Genomic DNA, 17,318 nt, shown 5'->3' on the forward strand with positions numbered 1-17,318 from the left:
CCACGCTCCGCGTGGGAATGCCGTCACAGGGTTTCAGGCCACGAATTGCTCCGCGTAGTGGCAAGCCACCTGGCGGTTATCCAACGCCCGCAACTGCGGCTCCTCGCTGCTGCAACGCGCCGTCGCATACGGGCAGCGCTTGTGAAAAGCGCAGCCTGGCGGCGGGTTCAGTGGGTTAGGCAACTCACCAACGATTTTGATCTTCGGTTTGTTCGGATCCGGATGAATGGTCGGGGTGGCCGACAGCAGCGCCTGGGTGTACGGGTGCAGGGGGCGGGCGTAGATATCTTCCTTGGGGCCAACTTCCACCGGGCGGCCGAGGTACATCACCATCACGTCATCGGCGACGTGTTGCACCACCGCCAGGTTGTGGGAGATGAACACGTAGGCGGTGTTGAACTCCTGCTGCAGGTCCATGAACAGGTTGAGCACCTGGGCCTGGATCGATACGTCGAGGGCCGAGGTCGGTTCATCCGCCACCAGCACTTTCGGTTGCAGCATCATCGCGCGGGCCAGGGCGATCCGCTGGCGCTGGCCACCGGAGAACATATGCGGGTAGCGCTGATAATGCTCAGGGCGCAGGCCCACTTGCTTCATCATCGCCTGCACTTTCTCGCGACGTTCGGCTGCGGACAGGTTGGTGTTGATCAACAGAGGTTCGCCCAGTTGATCACCGACCTTCTGGCGCGGGTTCAACGAGGCGTAGGGGCTCTGGAACACCATCTGCACGTCTTTGCGCAGTTGCTTGCGCTGGGCCTTGTCGGCGCCGGCGACTTCCTGGCCGGCGATTTTCAGAGAGCCTGAAGACGGCTCTTCAATCAGCGTCAGCGCACGGGCCAGGGTGGATTTGCCGCAACCCGACTCGCCTACAACCGCGAGGGTCTTGCCGGCTTCCAGTTCAAACGACACACCATTAAGCGCGCGTACCAGCGCATGGCCCTTGAACAGGCCACGGGACACTTCGTAGTGACGGGTGAGGTCGCGGGCGGTAAGAACGACGGCCATTACGCCACCTCCTGGTTCAAGGGGTAGAAGCAGCGCGCAAGGCTGTTGCTTTTCGGATCAAGGCTGGGTCGCTGGGCACGGCAGGATTCCTGCACATACGGGCAGCGTGGCGACAGCAGGCAACCCTGCGGGCGGTCATAGCGGCCAGGCACGATACCCGGCAGCGTGGCCAGGCGCGTGGCGCCGAGGCTGTGCTCGGGAATCGCCTTGAGCAGCGCTTCGCTGTACGGATGCGCCGGGATGTCGAACAATTGCGGCACCTGGCCGACTTCCACCGCTTGGCCGGCGTACATCACGCACACACGCTGGGCGGTTTCAGCCACGACCGCGAGGTCGTGGGTGATCAGCACCAGGCCCATGTTCTGCTCTTTCTGAAGGGCCAGCAGCAGTTCCATGATCTGCGCCTGGATGGTCACGTCCAACGCGGTGGTCGGTTCGTCGGCGATCAGCAATTTCGGTTCGCCGGCAATCGCCATGGCGATGGCTACTCGCTGGCTCATACCGCCGGACAGTTGGTGCGGGTAGGCATCCATACGGCTGGCAGCGCCGGGGATCTCGACTTTTTCCAACAACTCGATGGCCCGTTTACGCGCTTGCTTGCCGGACATCTTCAGGTGCAGGCGCAGCACTTCTTCAATCTGGAAACCCACGGTGTAGCTGGGGTTCAGCGCGGTCATCGGGTCCTGGAACACCATCGCCAGGTCTTTGCCGACGATCTGGCGGCGCTGGCGGTTGCTCAGCTTGAGCATGTCCTTGCCGTCGAAGTTCAGGGCGTCGGCGGTGACGATGCCGGGGTGCTCGATCAGGCCCATCAGCGCCATCATGGTCACGGATTTACCCGAGCCCGACTCGCCAACGATGGCCAGGACTTCGCCTTTGTCGACGGAAATATCGAGGCCATCGACCACCGGCACGGCGGTCTTGTCGCCGAAGCGGACGTTGAGATTCTTGATTTCTAACAGTGACATGGGAATCTCCTCAGGCGGCGTTCTTGAGTTTCGGGTCCAGCGCGTCGCGCAGGCCGTCACCCATCAAGTTGATTGCCAGCACGCTGAGCAAAATGGTCAAGCCCGGCAGGCTGACGACCCACCATGCGCGTTCGATGTAGTCGCGAGCCGAAGCCAGCATGGTGCCCCACTCAGGCGTTGGCGGTTGTACGCCCAAGCCGAGGAAGCCCAACGCGGCGGCATCGAGGATCGCGGAAGAGAAACTCAAGGTGGCCTGAACGATCAGCGGTGCCATGCAGTTAGGCAGCACGGTGATGAACATCAGGCGGGGCAGGCCGGCGCCGGCGAGGCGGGCGGCAGTCACGTAGTCGCGGTTCAGTTCGCCCATCACCGCAGCGCGGGTCAGACGTACATAGGACGGCAGCGAGACGATAGCGATAGCGATCACGGTGTTGATCAGGCCAGGGCCGAGGATCGCGACAATGGCAACCGCCAGCAGCAGCGACGGCAGGGCCAGCATGATGTCCATCAGGCGCATGATGGTCGGGCCAAGCAGGCGCGGGAAGAACCCGGCGAACAGGCCCAGCAGGATGCCCGGGATCAGCGACATCACTACCGACGACAAGCCGATCAGCAACGAGAGGCGCGAGCCCTGGATCAGGCGCGAGAGCAGGTCGCGGCCCAGCTCATCGGTGCCGAGCAGGAACTGGATCTGCCCGCCTTCCAGCCACGAAGGCGGGGTCAGCAGGAAATCACGGTATTGCTCGGTGGGGTTATGCGGCGCTACCCAGGGGGCGAAGATCGCGCAGAACACGATCAGCAACATGAACAGCAGGCCGGCAACCGCGCCTTTGTTCTTGGAGAAGGCTTGCCAGAATTCTTTGTACGGCGACGGGTACAGCAGGCTTTGATCGACTGCTGACACTTGAGTAGGTGTGGTCATGGTCATGATCTCAGCGCTGGTGACGGATGCGTGGGTTGGCGAAGCCGTAGAGGATGTCCACCACGAAGTTCACCAGGATCACCAGACAGGCGATCAGCAGGATGCCGTTTTGCACCACCGGGTAGTCCCGCGCGCCAATGGCTTCGATCAGCCATTTGCCGATGCCGGGCCACGAGAAGATGGTTTCGGTCAGGACCGCACCGGCCAGCAGGGTGCCGACTTGCAGGCCGACCACGGTGAGTACCGGGATCAACGCGTTACGCAGGCCGTGCACGAACACCACGCGCGCCGGCGACAGGCCTTTGGCCTTGGCGGTACGGATGTAGTCTTCACGCAGCACTTCGAGCATGGATGAACGGGTCATCCGCGCGATCACTGCCAACGGGATGGTGCCGAGCACGATGGCCGGCAGGATCAGGTGGTGCAGCGCATCCCAGAACGCGTCCGGCTCGTCAGCCAGCAGGGTGTCGATCAGCATGAAGCCGGTGCGCGGCTCGATGTCGTAGAGCAGGTCGATACGCCCGGAAACCGGGGTCCAGCCCAGGCTCACGGAGAAGAACATGATCAGGATCAGGCCCCACCAGAAGATCGGCATCGAATAGCCCGCCAGGGAGATGCCCATCACTCCATGGTCGAACAGGGATCCTCGTTTGAGTGCCGCGATCACCCCGGCCAACAGGCCCAGGATGCCGGCGAACAGCAGGGCGGCCATGGACAGCTCCAGGGTCGCCGGGAAGAGGGCGGTGAACTCGGTCCACACGCTGGTGCGGGTGCGCAGCGATTCGCCAAGGTCGCCCTGGGCGAGCTTGCCGACATAGTCCAGGTATTGCGCATACAGCGGCTTGTTAAGGCCAAGGCGTTCCATTGCCTGTGCGTGCATCTCGGGGTCGACGCGCCGCTCGCCCATCATGACTTCGACAGGGTCGCCAGGGATCATGCGTATCAACGCAAACGTGAGCAACGTGATGCCGAAAAACGTGGGGATCAATAACCCCAGTCGGCGGGCAATAAAACTAAACATCTTGTGGTGTACCTCAATCAGCCGGTTAGGCAGGTTCGGCACCGTCCTGGTGGGCGGTGCCGAGCGTTTCTCTTATTTACTTCACCTGGGTAGTGGCGAAGTTATTGTTCGTCAGAGGACTTTGGGTATAACCCTCGACGTTCTTGCGCATGGCGGTGAACATTTTCGGGTAAGCCATGGGAATCCATGGTTGGTCCTTGTCGAAAACGTCCAGTGCTTGTTCATAGAGTGCGGCGCGTTCAGTGGGTTCAGCGATAGCACGGGCCTTATCGATCAAGTCCTGAAACTCTTTGTTACACCAGCGTGCGTAGTTTTCGCCGTTTTTGGCTGCATCGCAACTCAGGTTCGGCGTGAGGAAGTTATCCGGGTCGCCGTTATCACCGGCCCAGCCAGCAGAAACCATGTCGTGCTCGCCGGCTTTGGCGCGCTTGAGCATCTCGCCCCATTCCATGACCTTGATGTTCACTTTCAGGCCGATTTGCGCCAGGTCCGCCTGCATGCGCTGGGCGCCGAGCATTGGGTTAGGGTTGGTCGGGCCGCCGCCGTTACGGGTGAACAGGGTGAACTCGGTGCCTTCCGGTACGCCGGCTTCCTTGAGCAGGGCACGGGCCTTGTCCAGGTCGCGCTCAGGGTTTTTCAGCTTGTCGTTGAAGCCCAGCAGGGTCGGCGGATACGGACCGGTGGCATCAACGGCGTTGCCTTTGCCATACAGGGATTCGTTGTAGCCTTTCTTGTCGAACGCGATGTTGATCGCGTGGCGCACCCGCGCGTCGCTCATGTACTTGTGGGTGGTGTTCAGGGCGGTGTAGGCGGTGGTCATCGCCGCCAGTTCGGCGACCTTCAGGTTCGGGTCTTTCTTGATGCTGGGAAGGTCATCGGGCTTGGGATACAGCGCGATCTGGCATTCGTTGGCCTTGAGCTTCTGCAGGCGCACGTTGTTGTCGACCGCAATGGCCAGGATCAACGGATCGGCCGGAGGCTTGCCACGGAAGTACTCCGGGTTGGCCTTGAAGCGCACCTGAGCATCCTTCTGGTAGCGCGTGAAAATGAACGGGCCGGTGCCGATCGGCTTGCTGTTGAGCTCTTCGGTCTTGCCGGCGGCGAGTAGCTTGTCGGCGTACTCGGCGGAGTGGATGGCGGTGAACGGCATCGCGACATCGGCCAGGAACGGTGCCTCAGGGCGGGTCAGGGTGAAGACCACGGTATGGTCATCGGTCTTCTCCACGCTCTTGAGCAGTTCCTTGAAGCCCATGCTTTCAAAGTACGGGTAGCCCACGTTGGACTTGTTGTGCCATGGGTGTTTTGGGTCCAGCTGGCGCTGGAAGCTCCAGAGGACGTCGTCGGCATTCATGTTGCGCGTGGGTTTGAAGTAGTCGGTGGTGTGGAACTTGACGTCATCGCGCAGATGAAATGTATAGGTCAGGCCGTCGTCACTGATTTCCCAGGAAGTGGCGAGCGCTGGCACGATCTCGGTGGTGCCGGGCTTGAAGTCCACCAAACGGTTGAACATGGTTTCAGCGGCGGCATCGGCGGTGACGGCGGTGGTGTACAGGACCGGGTCAAAACCTTCCGGACTGGCTTCGGTGCAGACCACCAGGGGTTTGGCCGATACGCCGATAGCGACGCTTAACAGCGCAGCGGCAACGGCAGCTTGTAGCGGGAGCATTTTCATTCAGAGCCCTCTGCAATCGATGGGACCAGACAAGCGTAGACGGCGGGCTCGTCCTGAGCCCGCCGTCTACCTGGCGCTAATTAAAGAATGTTGAACGGGATGGTGGTGACCAGACGGAACTCTTTGATGTTGCCGTCAGCCTGTTGTGCGCTGGCGCGGTGAGTCACGTAGGTGCCACGGATGGTGGTGGCCTTGAGTGGGCCGCTCTGAATCGCGTAGGAGGTGCCAACGCCGTATTCCTGGTGTTTCTCACCGTCCATCAGGCGCAGGTCGCTGCGGCTCTCACCGGCAGTACCGTAGGCGGTACCGTTGTAGTGAGTACCGTCGATGCCCCAGCCGCGCGCCGAGTAGACGTTGAACTTCAGGCCTGGCACGCCGTATTCGGCCATGTTGATGGCGTAGGCGACCTGGAAGGACTTCTCGTTCGGGCTGTTGAAGTCGGAGGTCAGGGAGTTGGCCAGGTAGATGCCGTTGGTTTCGTGCAGGTAGTCGAAGTACTCGTCACCGTTAACTTCCTGGTACGAGAAGGTCAGGCTGTGGGCCTGGTGGGTCAGCCCCAGGGACAACGAGTAAGTGTCGTTGTCGATGTTGCCCATCTTCTTGCTGCCGGTGTCGGTGGTTTTGTAGTAGTTCAGGCCGGTGGTCAGTGCCAGGGTCTGTGCATCACCCAATTCGTGGGTGGCACCGAAGTAGTACTGGTTCCAGAAGTCTTCGACGTTAGCGGCGAACACGCTGGTTTTCAGGCTCTTGAACGGCTGGTAGTTGAAGCCCAGGGTTTTGACCTTGTCGGTTTCCTGGCCATTACCGTACTCGGAACGGAATTTCGACAGGCTCTGCTCGGTACGCGGCGAAACGCGATCGAAAATACCGCCTTGGAACGACAGGTTGCTCAGCTCTTCGCTGTTGAAGCTCACACCTTCGAAGCTCGACGGCAGGGCACGGTTGCCGATGGTGTCGACGATGCCGCTGCTGAAGTTCTGGCGACCGGCGGTCAAGGTGGTGTTGGACACGCGGAACTTGACGTTAGCCAGGCCCAGCTTGCTCCATTGGCCTACTGCATCACCGTCGGAGTCAGCCAGGGTACGGTTGGATCCGCCCTTGATATCTCGCTTGCTGCGGTCCAGGACCACGGCGTTGTAAGCCGCGACTTCGGTCGCCACACCTACGGTGCCTTGGGTGAAGCCCGAGGAGTAGTTGAGGATGGTGCCTTGTACCCAGTTGGTGCGGTTTGCGTCGGTGCGCGTCTGATTGTGTTTCTCGTAGGAGAAACGCTGGCCACGGAATCTCTTCTCGGTGGAGTACCAGTTACGGGTAGTACCGCCCAGGCTTTGACCGTCGATAAAGCCTTTGGCCTCGCTTTGAGCGCTGGTGCCGGCCAACGTGGTAGGAACGAAGTCCTGGCTTTGGGTTTCAGCGTAGGCGGTTGCCGTGATGGTGCTGATGGCCAGGGCCAGAAGCGCTTTGCTGCTCAGTTTCATGGGTTGAAGCTCCTTTGGTTCTCTTTTTAATGCCGGTCTTTTTTGGTGATCCGGCTATTGGGTGTGTAACTCGATCAAGCTGGTGCAAACGTTTGCTGTAGGAAAAATCCCAACAAAAGGCTGCGCGTTTGCGAGAGAGCCAACTTCGCTCCCTGCAATCCGGTTATTTTCTTATGGGGTAATACTGACGCCCGAGAACACGTTGCGGCCGAAGGGGCTTACTTTGAATCCTTCGACTTTGACGCTTAACGGCTGATTGACCGTCGAGTGGGCTACGGGCGTGATCGGCACCTGCTGCTTGAGCAGTTGCTGCGCCTGTTTGTACAGAACAGTCCTTTGTTCTCGGTCGGTGACGACCTTGGCTTGCTTGATCAGCTTGTCGTACGCCGGGTCACACCACATGGAGTAGTTGTTCCCACCGATGGCGTCGCAGCTGTAGAGGGTGCCCAGCCAGTTGTCCGGGTCACCGTTGTCGCCGGTCCAGCCGATCAGGCTGACATCGTGCTCACCGTTCTTGGTGCGCTTGATGTATTCGCCCCACTCGTAGCTGACGATCTTGACCTTCAGTCCGATCTTGGCCCAGTCGCTTTGCAGCATCTCGGCCATCAGCTTGGCGTTGGGGTTGTACGGCCGTTGCACCGGCATCGCCCACAGGGTGATCTCGGTACCTTCCTTCACGCCGGCGGCCTTGAGCAGTTCCTTGGCTTTTTCCGGGTTGTAGGCGGCGTCCTTGATGCTGTCGTCGTAGGACCATTGGGTCGGTGGCATGGCATTGACTGCCAACTGCCCCGCGCCCTGGTACACGGCATTCAAGATGCTCTGCTTGTTCACCGCCATGTCCAGCGCCTGGCGCACTTCGAGCTGATCGAACGGCTTGTGGCGCACGTTGTAGGCGATGTAGCCGAGGTTGAAACCCGGCTTGGTCAGCAGTTGCAGCTTCGGGTCGGCCTTGAGCGCGTCGACGTCGGCCGGGCGGGGATGCAGGGTGACCTGGCATTCGCCGGCCTTGAGCTTTTGCACGCGCACCGAGGCGTCGGTGTTGATGGCAAAAATCAGCTGGTCCAGCTTGACCTTGCTCGGGTCCCAGTACTGTTTGTTACCCACATAGCGGATCTGCGAGTCTTTCTGGTAGCGCTGGAAGACAAAGGGGCCAGTGCCGATCGGCTTCTGGTTGATGTCGCTGGGCTTGCCTTCCTTGAGCAACTGCTCGGCGTATTCGGCCGACAGGATGGCGGCAAAGCTCATGGCGATGTTCTGCACGAACGCAGCGTCGACCGAGTTGAGCGTCATCACCACGGTATGCGGGTCGGTTTTTTCGACCTTGGCGATGTTCTTGTTCAGGCTCATCCCGTTGAAATACGGAAACTCGGTGGGGTAGGCCTTGCGAAACGGGTGGTCGGGGTCAAGCATGCGGTTGAAGGTGAACAGCACGTCGTCGGCGTTGAAGTCCCGCGTCGGCTTGAATTCCTTGTTGCTGTGGAATTTCACCCCTTCACGCAGGTGAAAGGTGTAGGTCAGGCCGTCTTCGGAAATATCCCACTTGGTCGCCAGTCCAGGTACGACGTTGGTCGCGCCCTTTTCAAACTCAACCAGGCGGTTGTACAGCGGCTCGGCCACATCGTTATCGGTGGCGGTGGTGTATTGCGCGGTGTCGAACCCCGCCGGGCTGCCTTCGGAGCAGAACACCAGGCTCTTCTTGTCGGCCGCCTGGCCCATCGTGGCTATGGCCAGCAGGCTGGAGCCAAAAATTGCGGATAGAACGGTGGTATGGCGCATGACGATCCCGATCCTTGTTTGTAGTTGTCATCAGCAAGCAATCACCCTGGCGTACGGCCAGGTAGACATTACTGATCCCACACACAGCAAGTGCCTTTTCCAGGTTGGAGCCTCTGCTGTCCTACGACGGTATGGGTCGCGGACTTCGCAGTAAATGCGCCAAATCGGACTGACCTTGTAGGCAAAAGAGCTGCTTGTCGCAGTTCGCAGCTGTAGGACGCGGCGATTGCTAGCGTGGTCTATTTCCTACGGTCCAGGCGGATGCAATAACGGCGACGTTATGAAACGCCACCGTCATTGGTCCTTACTTGCCGCTTACGCTCACGCCATAGAAGGAGTTCAGGCCAAACGGGCTGATCTTGAAGTCCTGTACGGTGTTGCGCATGGGTTGATACACCGTCGAGTGCGCGATAGGTGTCATCGGGACTGCATCTTTGAGGATATGTTGCGCCTGCTTATACAGCTCGGTGCGTTTGGCGACGTCCGACGTAGCCTTGGCTTCTTTCACGACGCCGTCGAATTTCTTGTCGCACCACTTGGAGAAGTTGTTGCCGGCCAGCGAGTCGCAGCCGAACAGCACGTTCAGCCAGTTGTCCGGGTCACCGTTGTCGCCGCTCCAGCCAATGATCATGGCCTGGTTCTCGCCGCCTTTAGAGCGCTTGATGTACTCGCCCCACTCGTAGCTGGTGATCTTGACCTTCAGGCCGATCTTGGACCAGTCGTTTTGCAGCATTTCAGCCATCAGCTTGGCGTTCGGGTTGTACGGACGCTGAACGGGCATCGCCCACAGAACGATCTCGGTACCTTCCTTGACACCCGCTTCCTTGAGCAGCGCCTTGGCTTTCTCGGGATCGTACTTGGCGTCCTTGATGGTGTTGTCGTAGGACCATTGGGTTGGCGGCATGGCGTTGACCGCCAGTTGACCTGCGCCCTGGTAGACGGAGTCGATGATCTGCTGCTTGTTCACCGACATGTCCAGCGCCTGGCGTACGCGCAGGTCAGCCAGTGGGTTTGGCTGGTCGCTGCCCTTGATCTTGTCCATGACGTTGTAGGCGACATAGCCCAGGTTGAAACCGGCCTGGTGCGGCAGTTTCAGGTCCTTGTCTTCACCCAGCGCCTTGAGGTCGGCCGGACGTGGGAACAGGGTGATCTGGCACTCGTTTTTCTTCAGCTTCTGGATACGCACCGACGGGTCGGTGGTGATGGCGAAGATCAGGTTATCGATCTTCACGTCTTCAGGTTTCCAGTAGTCCTTGTTGCCGGTGTAGCGAATGTTCGAGTCTTTCTGGTAGCTCTTGAATACGAACGGGCCAGTACCGACCGGTTTCTGGTTGATGTCCGCAGGTTTGCCTTCCTTCAACAGTTGGGCTGCGTATTCAGCCGACTGGATGGAAGCGAAGCTCATTGCCAGGTTTTGGATGAAAGCGGCGTCCACGGTGCCAAGGGTGAACTTGACGGTGTGGGCATCGACCTTCTCGATGTTCTTGATGTTGGTGTCCATCCCCATGTCCGTGAAGTACGGGAACTCAGTGGGGTAAGCCTTACGGAATGGATCGTCTTTATTGATCATCCGGTTGAAGGTGAACAGTACGTCGTCAGCCGAGAACTCACGGGTGGGCTTGAAGTACGGGGTGGTATGGAACTTGACGCCTTCGCGCAGGTGGAAGGTGTAGGTCAGGCCATCCGGGGACACGTCCCAGCTGGTGGCAAGGCCAGGAACAACGGCGGTGCCGCCTCGTTCGAACTGGCTCAGACGGTTGAACATGGTTTCGGCCGAGGCATCGAAGTCTGTTCCGGTGGTGTACTGGCCTGGGTCAAAACCGGCCGGGCTCCCTTCGGAGCAGAACACCAGGTTAGTCGCCGCTTGGGCGAAAGGGGCCGCGGCCATAAGGCCAGCGCTCACTAATAACGGAAGGACTGCGTGTTTAAGCATGTTGGCCTCATGATTTGTTGTCATTTTTGGTGGTGAGGGCGACCTCGTGAGTCGGCCTGCGGATACTTATGCAGGCGCCATACCCATTGCAAGATGCTGAACCGTTGGAAGGTAGAAAGAGTGGTACGAACGTACAGGAATGTCGCAATTATGAAAGTTTTGACATATTTGAGCATATTTATAGGTTTTTTTCGGTGCATGGCGCGCACCACGAAGGGTCAACCGAGGCGTCTGGCGCACTCGGTTGGGGCATTGCTGTTACTTATCTAGACTCACGCCGTAGAACGGTGTCAGCCCGAAGGGGCTGATCTTGAAGTCCTTCACTTCCCTGCGCAGCGGTTGGAAAACCGTCGAGTTTGCAATAGGCGTTATAGGTACTTGTTCCTTAAGGATTTTCTGTGCCTGCTGATACCACTTGATGCGCTGCTCACGGTCACTGCTGACTTTGGCCTGCTGCACCAGCTTGTCATAGGCGGGGTTACACCATTTGGCGTAGTTGCTGCCCTTGACCGCAGCACAACTGTAGAGCACACCGAGCCAGTTATCCGGGTCGCCGTTGTCGCCGGTCCAGCCATAAATCATCGCATCGTGCTCGCCATTTTTGGCGCGCTTGATGTATTCGCCCCACTCATAGCTGACGATATTGGCCTTGATGCCGACTTTCTCCCAATCCTGCTGGATCATTTGTGCCGACATGCGTGCATTCGGATTGGACGCGCGTTGCACGGTCATCGCCCACAGGTTGATGGTGGTACCTGGTGCAACCCCTGCTTCTTTTAGTAGCGCGCGGGCCTTGGTCGGATCGTGCGGGGCATCCTTGATGGACGGGTCATAAGACCACTGCGCCGGTGGCAGTGCGTTCTGCGCCAATTGTCCGGCGCTCTGGTACACGGCCTTGATGATCGCCGGCTTGTCGATGGCCATGTCCAGGGCCTGGCGGACCTTGAGTTGATCCAGCGGTGGATGGGTCACGTTGTAGGCCAGAAAGCCCAGGTTGAAACCGGCTTGCTGCAGCACGCGCAGGTTGGGGTCCTGCTTCATCACCTCGATGTCCGACGGGCGCGGGTAGCCGCTGACCTGGCATTCGCCGGCCTTGAGCTTTTGCAGGCGCGAGGCGGCGTCCGGGGTGATGGCGAACACCAGGTTGTCGAGCTTCACATCCTCGGGTTTCCAATACTGTTTATTTGCCACGTAGCGGATCTGCGAGTCCTTCTGGTAACGCTTGAACACGAACGGCCCGGTGCCCACCGGTTTCTGGTTGATGTCTTCGGCCTTGCCTTCCTTCAATAGCTGGGCGGCGTACTCGGCCGATTGCACGGAGGCGAAACTCATGGCCAGGTTCTGCACGAACGAGGCATCGACGTTGTTCAGGTTGAAACGCACGGTGTGCTCGTCGAGTTTGTCGACGCTCTTGATCGTGGTGTTCAGGCCCATGTCGGTGAAGTACGGCGATTCGGAAGGGTAGGCCTTGCGGAACGGGCTCTCGGCATCCAGCAGGCGATTGAAGGTAAACAGCACGTCATCCGCGTTGAAATCGCGGGTGGGTTTGAAGAAGTCAGTGGTGTGGAACTTGACGCCATCGCGCAGGTGGAAGGTGTAGGTCAGGCCGTCTTTGGACACCTCCCAGCGGGTGGCCAGGCCTGGTTCCACTTCGGTGCCGCCACGCTTGAACTGGGTCAAGCGGTTGAACACGGTTTCGGCGGACGCATCGAAGTCGGTGCCGCTGGTGTACTGGCTGGGGTCGAAACCGGCGGGGCTGGCTTCGGAGCAGTAGACCAGGGTGCTGGCTGCGTGGGCCATCGGCATAAAGGCCAGCAGGCCGGCGGTAAAGAGGAGTGGTTTGAAGGTGGTTCTTTCCATGGAGACCCCTAAAAGTGGCAGGCATATAAAAGCTGCCCAAACAAAAACGGCGGTCACCGAGGTTACCGCCGTTCAGGTTTGTCGGGTAGGGGTTACGGCATCTGCACTTCGATCACCCCATCGGCGCTCATGCTGACCTGGCTGGTACCTGCCTCCACTTCCGGCGTCGGTGCTGAATCCATCATGGCCGCCTTCATCATCATTCCGCCACGGGCATAAGGTTGTGGGTAGCCATTGGTGTTGAAGTTCAAGTTGACGATCTTGTAGCCCTTGCCGCCTAACGCATCGGTGGCCAGTTGCGCGCGTGCTTTAAAGGCGGCAACCGCGTCCTTGAGCAGGGCGTCTTCGCTGGTCTTGCGCGTGGTGTCGGCGATGGCGAAGTCCATGTTTTCCATTTTCAGGGTGTTGAGCAACTCGCCGGTGAGTTTGGACAGCGCCGGGAAGTCCGCGCTTTCCAGGCGCAGTTCGGCGCGCTCGCGCCAGCCGGTGATCTTCTGGTTCTTGTTGTCGTAGATCGGGTAGCTGTTACGGCTGCCCTGGCGCAGGGTCACGCCTTGGACTTCGCGCGCCTGGCCCAGGGCCTTGTTCATGGTGGTGGTGATTTCGGCCGCGAGCTTGGCCGGGTCGGGGTTCTGGGACTCGGTGTAGAGGGTGACGATCATCTTGTCCCGGGCCACTTCCTGGCTGACCTCGGCGCGCAGGGATATCTGGTTGTAATTCAGTGCATCGGCGGCCAGTGCCGGAAGGCTGGCCAGGGCGCTGGCACTGAGGGTGAGAACAACTGCACTGCGAGTGAAACGAGACATGGAAGCTCCTTAGGGTGTTCGTATCGGTATGACTGTAGACGGTGGTACCGGGTTCTTCGGGTTTACATATTCGCTACACATCGTGCGGACGCCGACGAACGGTTGTTCGCTCGGCCTGCGGCAAAGAGCCACACGCGCCATGCCAGCGCGCTTGCTTCGTTTATACTCCTGCCGATCCGCCTGCAGCGCTCATCGGGAGAGCTCATGCTCGCCGCCGTAAAACTGACTTCCGCCACCCGCCAGAACCTTTGGCGCCTGACGTTCATCCGTACCCTGGTACTGGCCGCACAGGCCGGTTCGGTCGGGCTTGCCTATTGGTTCGACCTGCTGCCGCTGCCGTGGCTGCAATTGGGCGTGACCCTGGGTTTCTCCATCGTGCTGTGTGTATTTACCGCCATTCGGTTGCGTACCACATGGCCGGTGACCGAGCTGGAATACGCCCTGCAATTGGCCTGCGACCTGTTTATCCACAGTGTGTTGCTGTATTTCTCCGGCGGTTCCACCAACCCGTTCGTTTCTTATTACCTGGTGCCACTGACCATCGCCGCGGTGACCTTGCCGTGGCGCTACTCGGTGGTGCTGTCGGGCATCGCCCTGACCCTGTACACCTTGCTGCTGGCGCGGTTCTATCCGTTGCAAACGTTCCCCATCGCCCGCGAAAACCTGCAGATCTACGGGATGTGGCTGAGCTTTGCCCTGTCTGCCGCCGTGATCACCTTCTTTGCCGCGCGCATGGCCGAAGAGCTGCGCCGCCAGGAAGAACTGCGCGCCATTCGCCGCGAAGAAGGCCTGCGTGACCAGCAACTGCTCGCCGTCGCCACCCAGGCCGCCGGTGCGGCTCACGAATTGGGCACGCCGTTGGCGACCATGAGCGTGCTGCTCAACGAAATGACCCAGGACCACCACGACCCGGCGCTGCAAGAGGATCTCGGCGTGCTGCGCGAACAGGTCAAGCAATGCAAGCAAACCTTGCAGCAACTGGTACGCGCGGCTGAAGCCAATCGCCGCCTGGCGGTCGATATGCAGGACGTGACCCAGTGGCTCGACGAAGCCCTGAACCGCTGGCATTTGATGCGCCCCGAGGCCAGCTACCGTTTCCACCTGCTGGGGCAGGGCACTGTGCCGCGCCTGGCGCCACCGCCGGACCTGACCCAAGCCTTGCTCAACCTGCTGAACAACGCCGCCGACGCCTGCCCCGAAGGCCTGGAAGTCCGGCTGGATTGGGATGTGGATGACCTGACGATCAGCATCCGCGATCACGGCGCAGGTGTGCCGTTGGCCATTGCTGAGCAGATCGGCAAACCTTTCTTTACCACCAAGGGCAAAGGCTTCGGCCTGGGCCTGTTTTTGAGCAAGGCCAGCGTGACCCGCGCGGGCGGCTCAGTGAAGCTCTATAGTCATGAGGAAGGCGGCACGCTCACCGAGCTGCGCCTGCCCCGTGTCGCACGAGGAGATATCGATGAGTGACGAGATCCAAGTCGAAGGCGAAGAACTGCCGCATCTGTTGCTGGTAGATGATGACGCCACGTTTACCCGCGTGATGGCGCGCGCCATGAGCCGTCGCGGCTTTCGCGTGAGCACCGCAGGCTCCGCCGAAGAAGGCCTGACCATCGCCCAGGCCGACTTGCCGGACTACGCCGCGCTCGACCTGAAAATGGACGGCGACTCCGGCCTGGTGCTGTTGCCCAAACTGCTGGAGCTCGACCCGGAAATGCGCGTGGTGATCCTCACCGGTTACTCCAGCATCGCCACGGCCGTCGAAGCAATCAAGCGCGGTGCCTGCAACTACCTGTGCAAGCCGGCGGATGCCGATGACGTGCTGGCTGCGTTGCTGTCCGAGCACGCCGACCTCGACACCCTGGTGCCTGAAAACCCGATGTCGGTGGACCGCCTGCAGTGGGAACACATCCAGCGCGTCCTCACCGAACACGAAGGCAATATCTCTGCCACTGCCCGCGCCCTGGGCATGCACCGGCGCACCCTGCAACGCAAGCTGCAGAAGCGTCCGGTACGCCGCTGAACCTAAGCTGAACAACCCGCTTCAGGCCGCACGGAGCCCTGAACCGATCATCTATGATCGGTTCAAACGCCTGTCACCACCCTCCTATCGAGCCTGAACGATGAATCAGAACGCTGAGTATTCCGCGGTCAACGACGCGGTGCGTGGGCAGTTTTTTCGCCGAACGTGGGCGATGATCACGCCCTATTGGCGCAGTGAAGAGAAGGGCAAGGCCTGGTTGTTGCTCGCAGTCGTGATCGGCCTGTCGCTGTTCAGCGTGGCCATTTCCGTGTGGCTTAACCACTGGTACAAGGATTTTTATAACGCTCTGGAAAAGAAGGACACCGCCGCCTTCTGGCAGCAGATCGTTTATTTCTGCGGTATCGCCACGGTGGCGATTCTCGGTGCGGTCTACCGTCTCTACCTCACTCAGATGCTGACCATTCGCTGGCGCGCATGGCTGACCGAAAAACACTTCGCCCGCTGGCTTGGCAACAAGAACTACTACCAGCTGGAGCAGGGCGGCTACACCGATAACCCGGACCAGCGAATTTCCGAAGACCTCAATAGCTTTACCCTGAACACGCTGAGTCTTGGCCTTGGGCTGCTGCGCAATGTGGTCAGCCTGGTGTCGTTCTCCATTATCCTGTGGGGCGTGTCGGGCAGTATTGAAGTGTTCGGTATCACCATCCCCGGCTACATGTTCTGGTGTGCTTTGGTCTATGCCGGTGTCGGCAGTTGGCTGACCCATCTGATCGGTCGTCGTCTGATCGGTTTGAGCAATCAGCAACAACGCTTCGAAGCGGACTTGCGTTTCTCCATGGTGCGGGTGCGGGAGAATGCCGAGAGCATCGCCCTGTACAACGGCGAGCCCAATGAGAATCAGCGTTTGAGTGCGCGGTTCGGGAAGGTCTGGCATAACTACTGGGACATCATGAAGGTGTCCAAGCGCCTGACGTTCTTCACTGCCGGCTATGAACAGATTGCGATCGTCTTTGCGTTTATCGTGGCTGCCCCGCGCTACTTTTCCGGCAAGATCGAACTGGGCGAGCTGATGCAAATCAACTCGGCGTTCGGCAACGTGCAGGGCAACTTCAGCTGGTTTATCAGTGCGTACGCTGACCTGGCCGGCTGGCGCGCGACCAGTGACCGTCTGCTGAGTTTTCAGCAGGCTATGAGTGAAAACGAGCAGCGCCCAGCCACCATCGACGTCAGCGCAGAGGGCGAGCGTCTTGTGGTGCAAGGGCTGGGCTTGAGCCTGGTGGATGGTCGCCACTTGCTGACCGACGCCAACATGATCGTTGAACCGGGTCAGCGCGTCATGCTCAGCGGCCGCTCCGGCAGCGGCAAAAGTACCTTGCTGCGCGCTATGGGCCATCTCTGGCCTGCTGGTCACGGCAGCATTCGCCTGCCGGCCAGGCGTTACCTGTTCCTGCCGCAGAAGCCCTACCTGCCGATCGGCACACTCAAGGCGGTGTTGAGTTATCCACAGGACGACAGCGTCTATTCGGCAGAGCGTTATGCACAGGTGCTGGAAACCTGTCGCCTGCCGCACCTGGTGGGGCGTCTGGATGAAGCCAACCATTGGCAACGCATGCTCTCGCCGGGCGAACAACAGCGCCTGGCCTTTGCCCGTGCCTTGTTGTTCGCGCCGCAATGGCTGTACATGGACGAGGCCACCTCGGCCATGGATGAAGAGGATGAGGCGACGCTGTATCAAGCGTTGATCGATGAGCTGCCGGGGTTGAGCATTGTCAGCGTCGGGCATCGCAGCAGCCTCAAGCGCTTCCATGGGCGGCATGTACGGATCGAGGGCGGTTGGTTGCAGGAACAGACCATGTCCTGAAGAGTGAGGCCCAATAAAAAGCCCGGCTGATC

The 17,318-nt window shown here is 59.8% G+C and carries 13 protein-coding genes; 3 read left to right on the top strand and 10 right to left on the bottom strand.

Annotated features, from left to right (window positions below):
* Window positions 1–33: 33 nt before the first annotated feature.
* From HCF10_RS00795 to HCF10_RS00840, 10 genes are all read right to left on the bottom strand, one after another.
* Complete coding sequence (locus HCF10_RS00795; RefSeq protein WP_017138288.1) at window positions 34–1,005, bottom strand: peptide ABC transporter ATP-binding protein; 972 nt, start codon at window positions 1,003–1,005, stop codon at window positions 34–36.
* The gene (locus HCF10_RS00800; RefSeq protein WP_131698461.1) at window positions 1,005–1,973 is read right to left on the bottom strand and encodes an ABC transporter ATP-binding protein; all 969 of its coding nucleotides are present in this window, start codon (window positions 1,971–1,973) and stop codon (window positions 1,005–1,007) included. The genes HCF10_RS00795 and HCF10_RS00800 overlap by 1 nt, the downstream gene beginning before the upstream one ends.
* Window positions 1,974–1,983: 10 nt before the next feature.
* On the bottom strand, window positions 1,984–2,895 hold the full coding sequence (locus HCF10_RS00805; RefSeq protein ID WP_131698460.1) for an ABC transporter permease subunit: 912 nt from the start codon (window positions 2,893–2,895) through the stop codon (window positions 1,984–1,986).
* 10 nt (window positions 2,896–2,905) lie between these two features.
* Window positions 2,906–3,916 carry an ABC transporter permease subunit gene (locus HCF10_RS00810; RefSeq protein WP_003171721.1) on the bottom strand — a complete coding sequence of 337 codons (1,011 nt, stop codon included), beginning with the start codon at window positions 3,914–3,916 and terminating at the stop codon, window positions 2,906–2,908.
* Between the two features lie 76 nt (window positions 3,917–3,992).
* The gene (locus HCF10_RS00815; RefSeq protein WP_131698459.1) at window positions 3,993–5,588 is read right to left on the bottom strand and encodes an ABC transporter substrate-binding protein; all 1,596 of its coding nucleotides are present in this window, start codon (window positions 5,586–5,588) and stop codon (window positions 3,993–3,995) included.
* Between the two features lie 80 nt (window positions 5,589–5,668).
* Entirely contained in the window at window positions 5,669–7,066 is a 1,398-nt protein-coding gene (locus tag HCF10_RS00820; RefSeq protein WP_131698458.1) for an OprD family outer membrane porin, read from the bottom strand.
* Between the two features lie 171 nt (window positions 7,067–7,237).
* Window positions 7,238–8,842, bottom strand: a complete 1,605-nt coding sequence (locus HCF10_RS00825; protein ID WP_167654720.1) for an ABC transporter substrate-binding protein — start codon at window positions 8,840–8,842, stop codon at window positions 7,238–7,240.
* 304 nt (window positions 8,843–9,146) lie between these two features.
* Window positions 9,147–10,775, bottom strand: a complete 1,629-nt coding sequence (locus tag HCF10_RS00830; protein WP_131698456.1) for an ABC transporter substrate-binding protein — start codon at window positions 10,773–10,775, stop codon at window positions 9,147–9,149.
* 258 nt (window positions 10,776–11,033) lie between these two features.
* On the bottom strand, window positions 11,034–12,635 hold the full coding sequence (locus HCF10_RS00835) for an ABC transporter substrate-binding protein (protein WP_131698455.1): 1,602 nt from the start codon (window positions 12,633–12,635) through the stop codon (window positions 11,034–11,036).
* 92 nt (window positions 12,636–12,727) lie between these two features.
* A complete protein-coding gene (locus HCF10_RS00840) occupies window positions 12,728–13,441 on the bottom strand; it encodes an SIMPL domain-containing protein (RefSeq protein ID WP_145335359.1) in 714 nt (237 codons plus the stop codon).
* A gap of 204 nt (window positions 13,442–13,645) precedes the next feature.
* Here HCF10_RS00840 and HCF10_RS00845 point away from each other — a divergent pair, with 204 nt between their 5' ends.
* The 3 genes from HCF10_RS00845 to HCF10_RS00855 all read left to right on the top strand — a co-directional run bounded on the left by HCF10_RS00845 (window position 13,646) and on the right by HCF10_RS00855 (window position 17,286).
* The gene (locus tag HCF10_RS00845) at window positions 13,646–14,908 is read left to right on the top strand and encodes an ATP-binding protein (RefSeq protein WP_090409478.1); all 1,263 of its coding nucleotides are present in this window, start codon (window positions 13,646–13,648) and stop codon (window positions 14,906–14,908) included.
* Window positions 14,901–15,461 carry a response regulator transcription factor gene (locus HCF10_RS00850; protein ID WP_003171731.1) on the top strand — a complete coding sequence of 187 codons (561 nt, stop codon included), beginning with the start codon at window positions 14,901–14,903 and terminating at the stop codon, window positions 15,459–15,461. Before HCF10_RS00845 ends, HCF10_RS00850 begins: the two co-directional genes overlap by 8 nt.
* Window positions 15,462–15,561: 100 nt before the next feature.
* Entirely contained in the window at window positions 15,562–17,286 is a 1,725-nt protein-coding gene (locus HCF10_RS00855; protein WP_131698453.1) for an ABC transporter ATP-binding protein/permease, read from the top strand.
* Window positions 17,287–17,318 lie beyond the last annotated feature (32 nt).

It is taken from the genome of Pseudomonas sp. B14(2022), assembly GCF_012030485.1.
GTDB lineage: Bacteria > Pseudomonadota > Gammaproteobacteria > Pseudomonadales > Pseudomonadaceae > Aquipseudomonas.

What these genes read in the sequence shown, in the direction of transcription:
- HCF10_RS00795 (WP_017138288.1), bottom strand. Translation starts at nt 1,005, where the DNA reads ATGGCCGTCGTTCTTACCGCCCGCGACCTCACCCGTCACTACGAAGTG.
- HCF10_RS00800 (WP_131698461.1), bottom strand. Translation starts at nt 1,973, where the DNA reads ATGTCACTGTTAGAAATCAAGAATCTCAACGTCCGCTTCGGCGACAAG.
- HCF10_RS00805 (WP_131698460.1), bottom strand. Translation starts at nt 2,895, where the DNA reads ATGACCACACCTACTCAAGTGTCAGCAGTCGATCAAAGCCTGCTGTAC.
- HCF10_RS00810 (WP_003171721.1), bottom strand. Translation starts at nt 3,916, where the DNA reads ATGTTTAGTTTTATTGCCCGCCGACTGGGGTTATTGATCCCCACGTTT.
- HCF10_RS00815 (WP_131698459.1), bottom strand. Translation starts at nt 5,588, where the DNA reads ATGAAAATGCTCCCGCTACAAGCTGCCGTTGCCGCTGCGCTGTTAAGC.
- HCF10_RS00820 (WP_131698458.1), bottom strand. Translation starts at nt 7,066, where the DNA reads ATGAAACTGAGCAGCAAAGCGCTTCTGGCCCTGGCCATCAGCACCATC.
- HCF10_RS00825 (WP_167654720.1), bottom strand. Translation starts at nt 8,842, where the DNA reads ATGCGCCATACCACCGTTCTATCCGCAATTTTTGGCTCCAGCCTGCTG.
- HCF10_RS00830 (WP_131698456.1), bottom strand. Translation starts at nt 10,775, where the DNA reads ATGCTTAAACACGCAGTCCTTCCGTTATTAGTGAGCGCTGGCCTTATG.
- HCF10_RS00835 (WP_131698455.1), bottom strand. Translation starts at nt 12,635, where the DNA reads ATGGAAAGAACCACCTTCAAACCACTCCTCTTTACCGCCGGCCTGCTG.
- HCF10_RS00840 (WP_145335359.1), bottom strand. Translation starts at nt 13,441, where the DNA reads ATGTCTCGTTTCACTCGCAGTGCAGTTGTTCTCACCCTCAGTGCCAGC.
- HCF10_RS00845 (WP_090409478.1), top strand. Translation starts at nt 13,646, where the DNA reads ATGCTCGCCGCCGTAAAACTGACTTCCGCCACCCGCCAGAACCTTTGG.
- HCF10_RS00850 (WP_003171731.1), top strand. Translation starts at nt 14,901, where the DNA reads ATGAGTGACGAGATCCAAGTCGAAGGCGAAGAACTGCCGCATCTGTTG.
- HCF10_RS00855 (WP_131698453.1), top strand. Translation starts at nt 15,562, where the DNA reads ATGAATCAGAACGCTGAGTATTCCGCGGTCAACGACGCGGTGCGTGGG.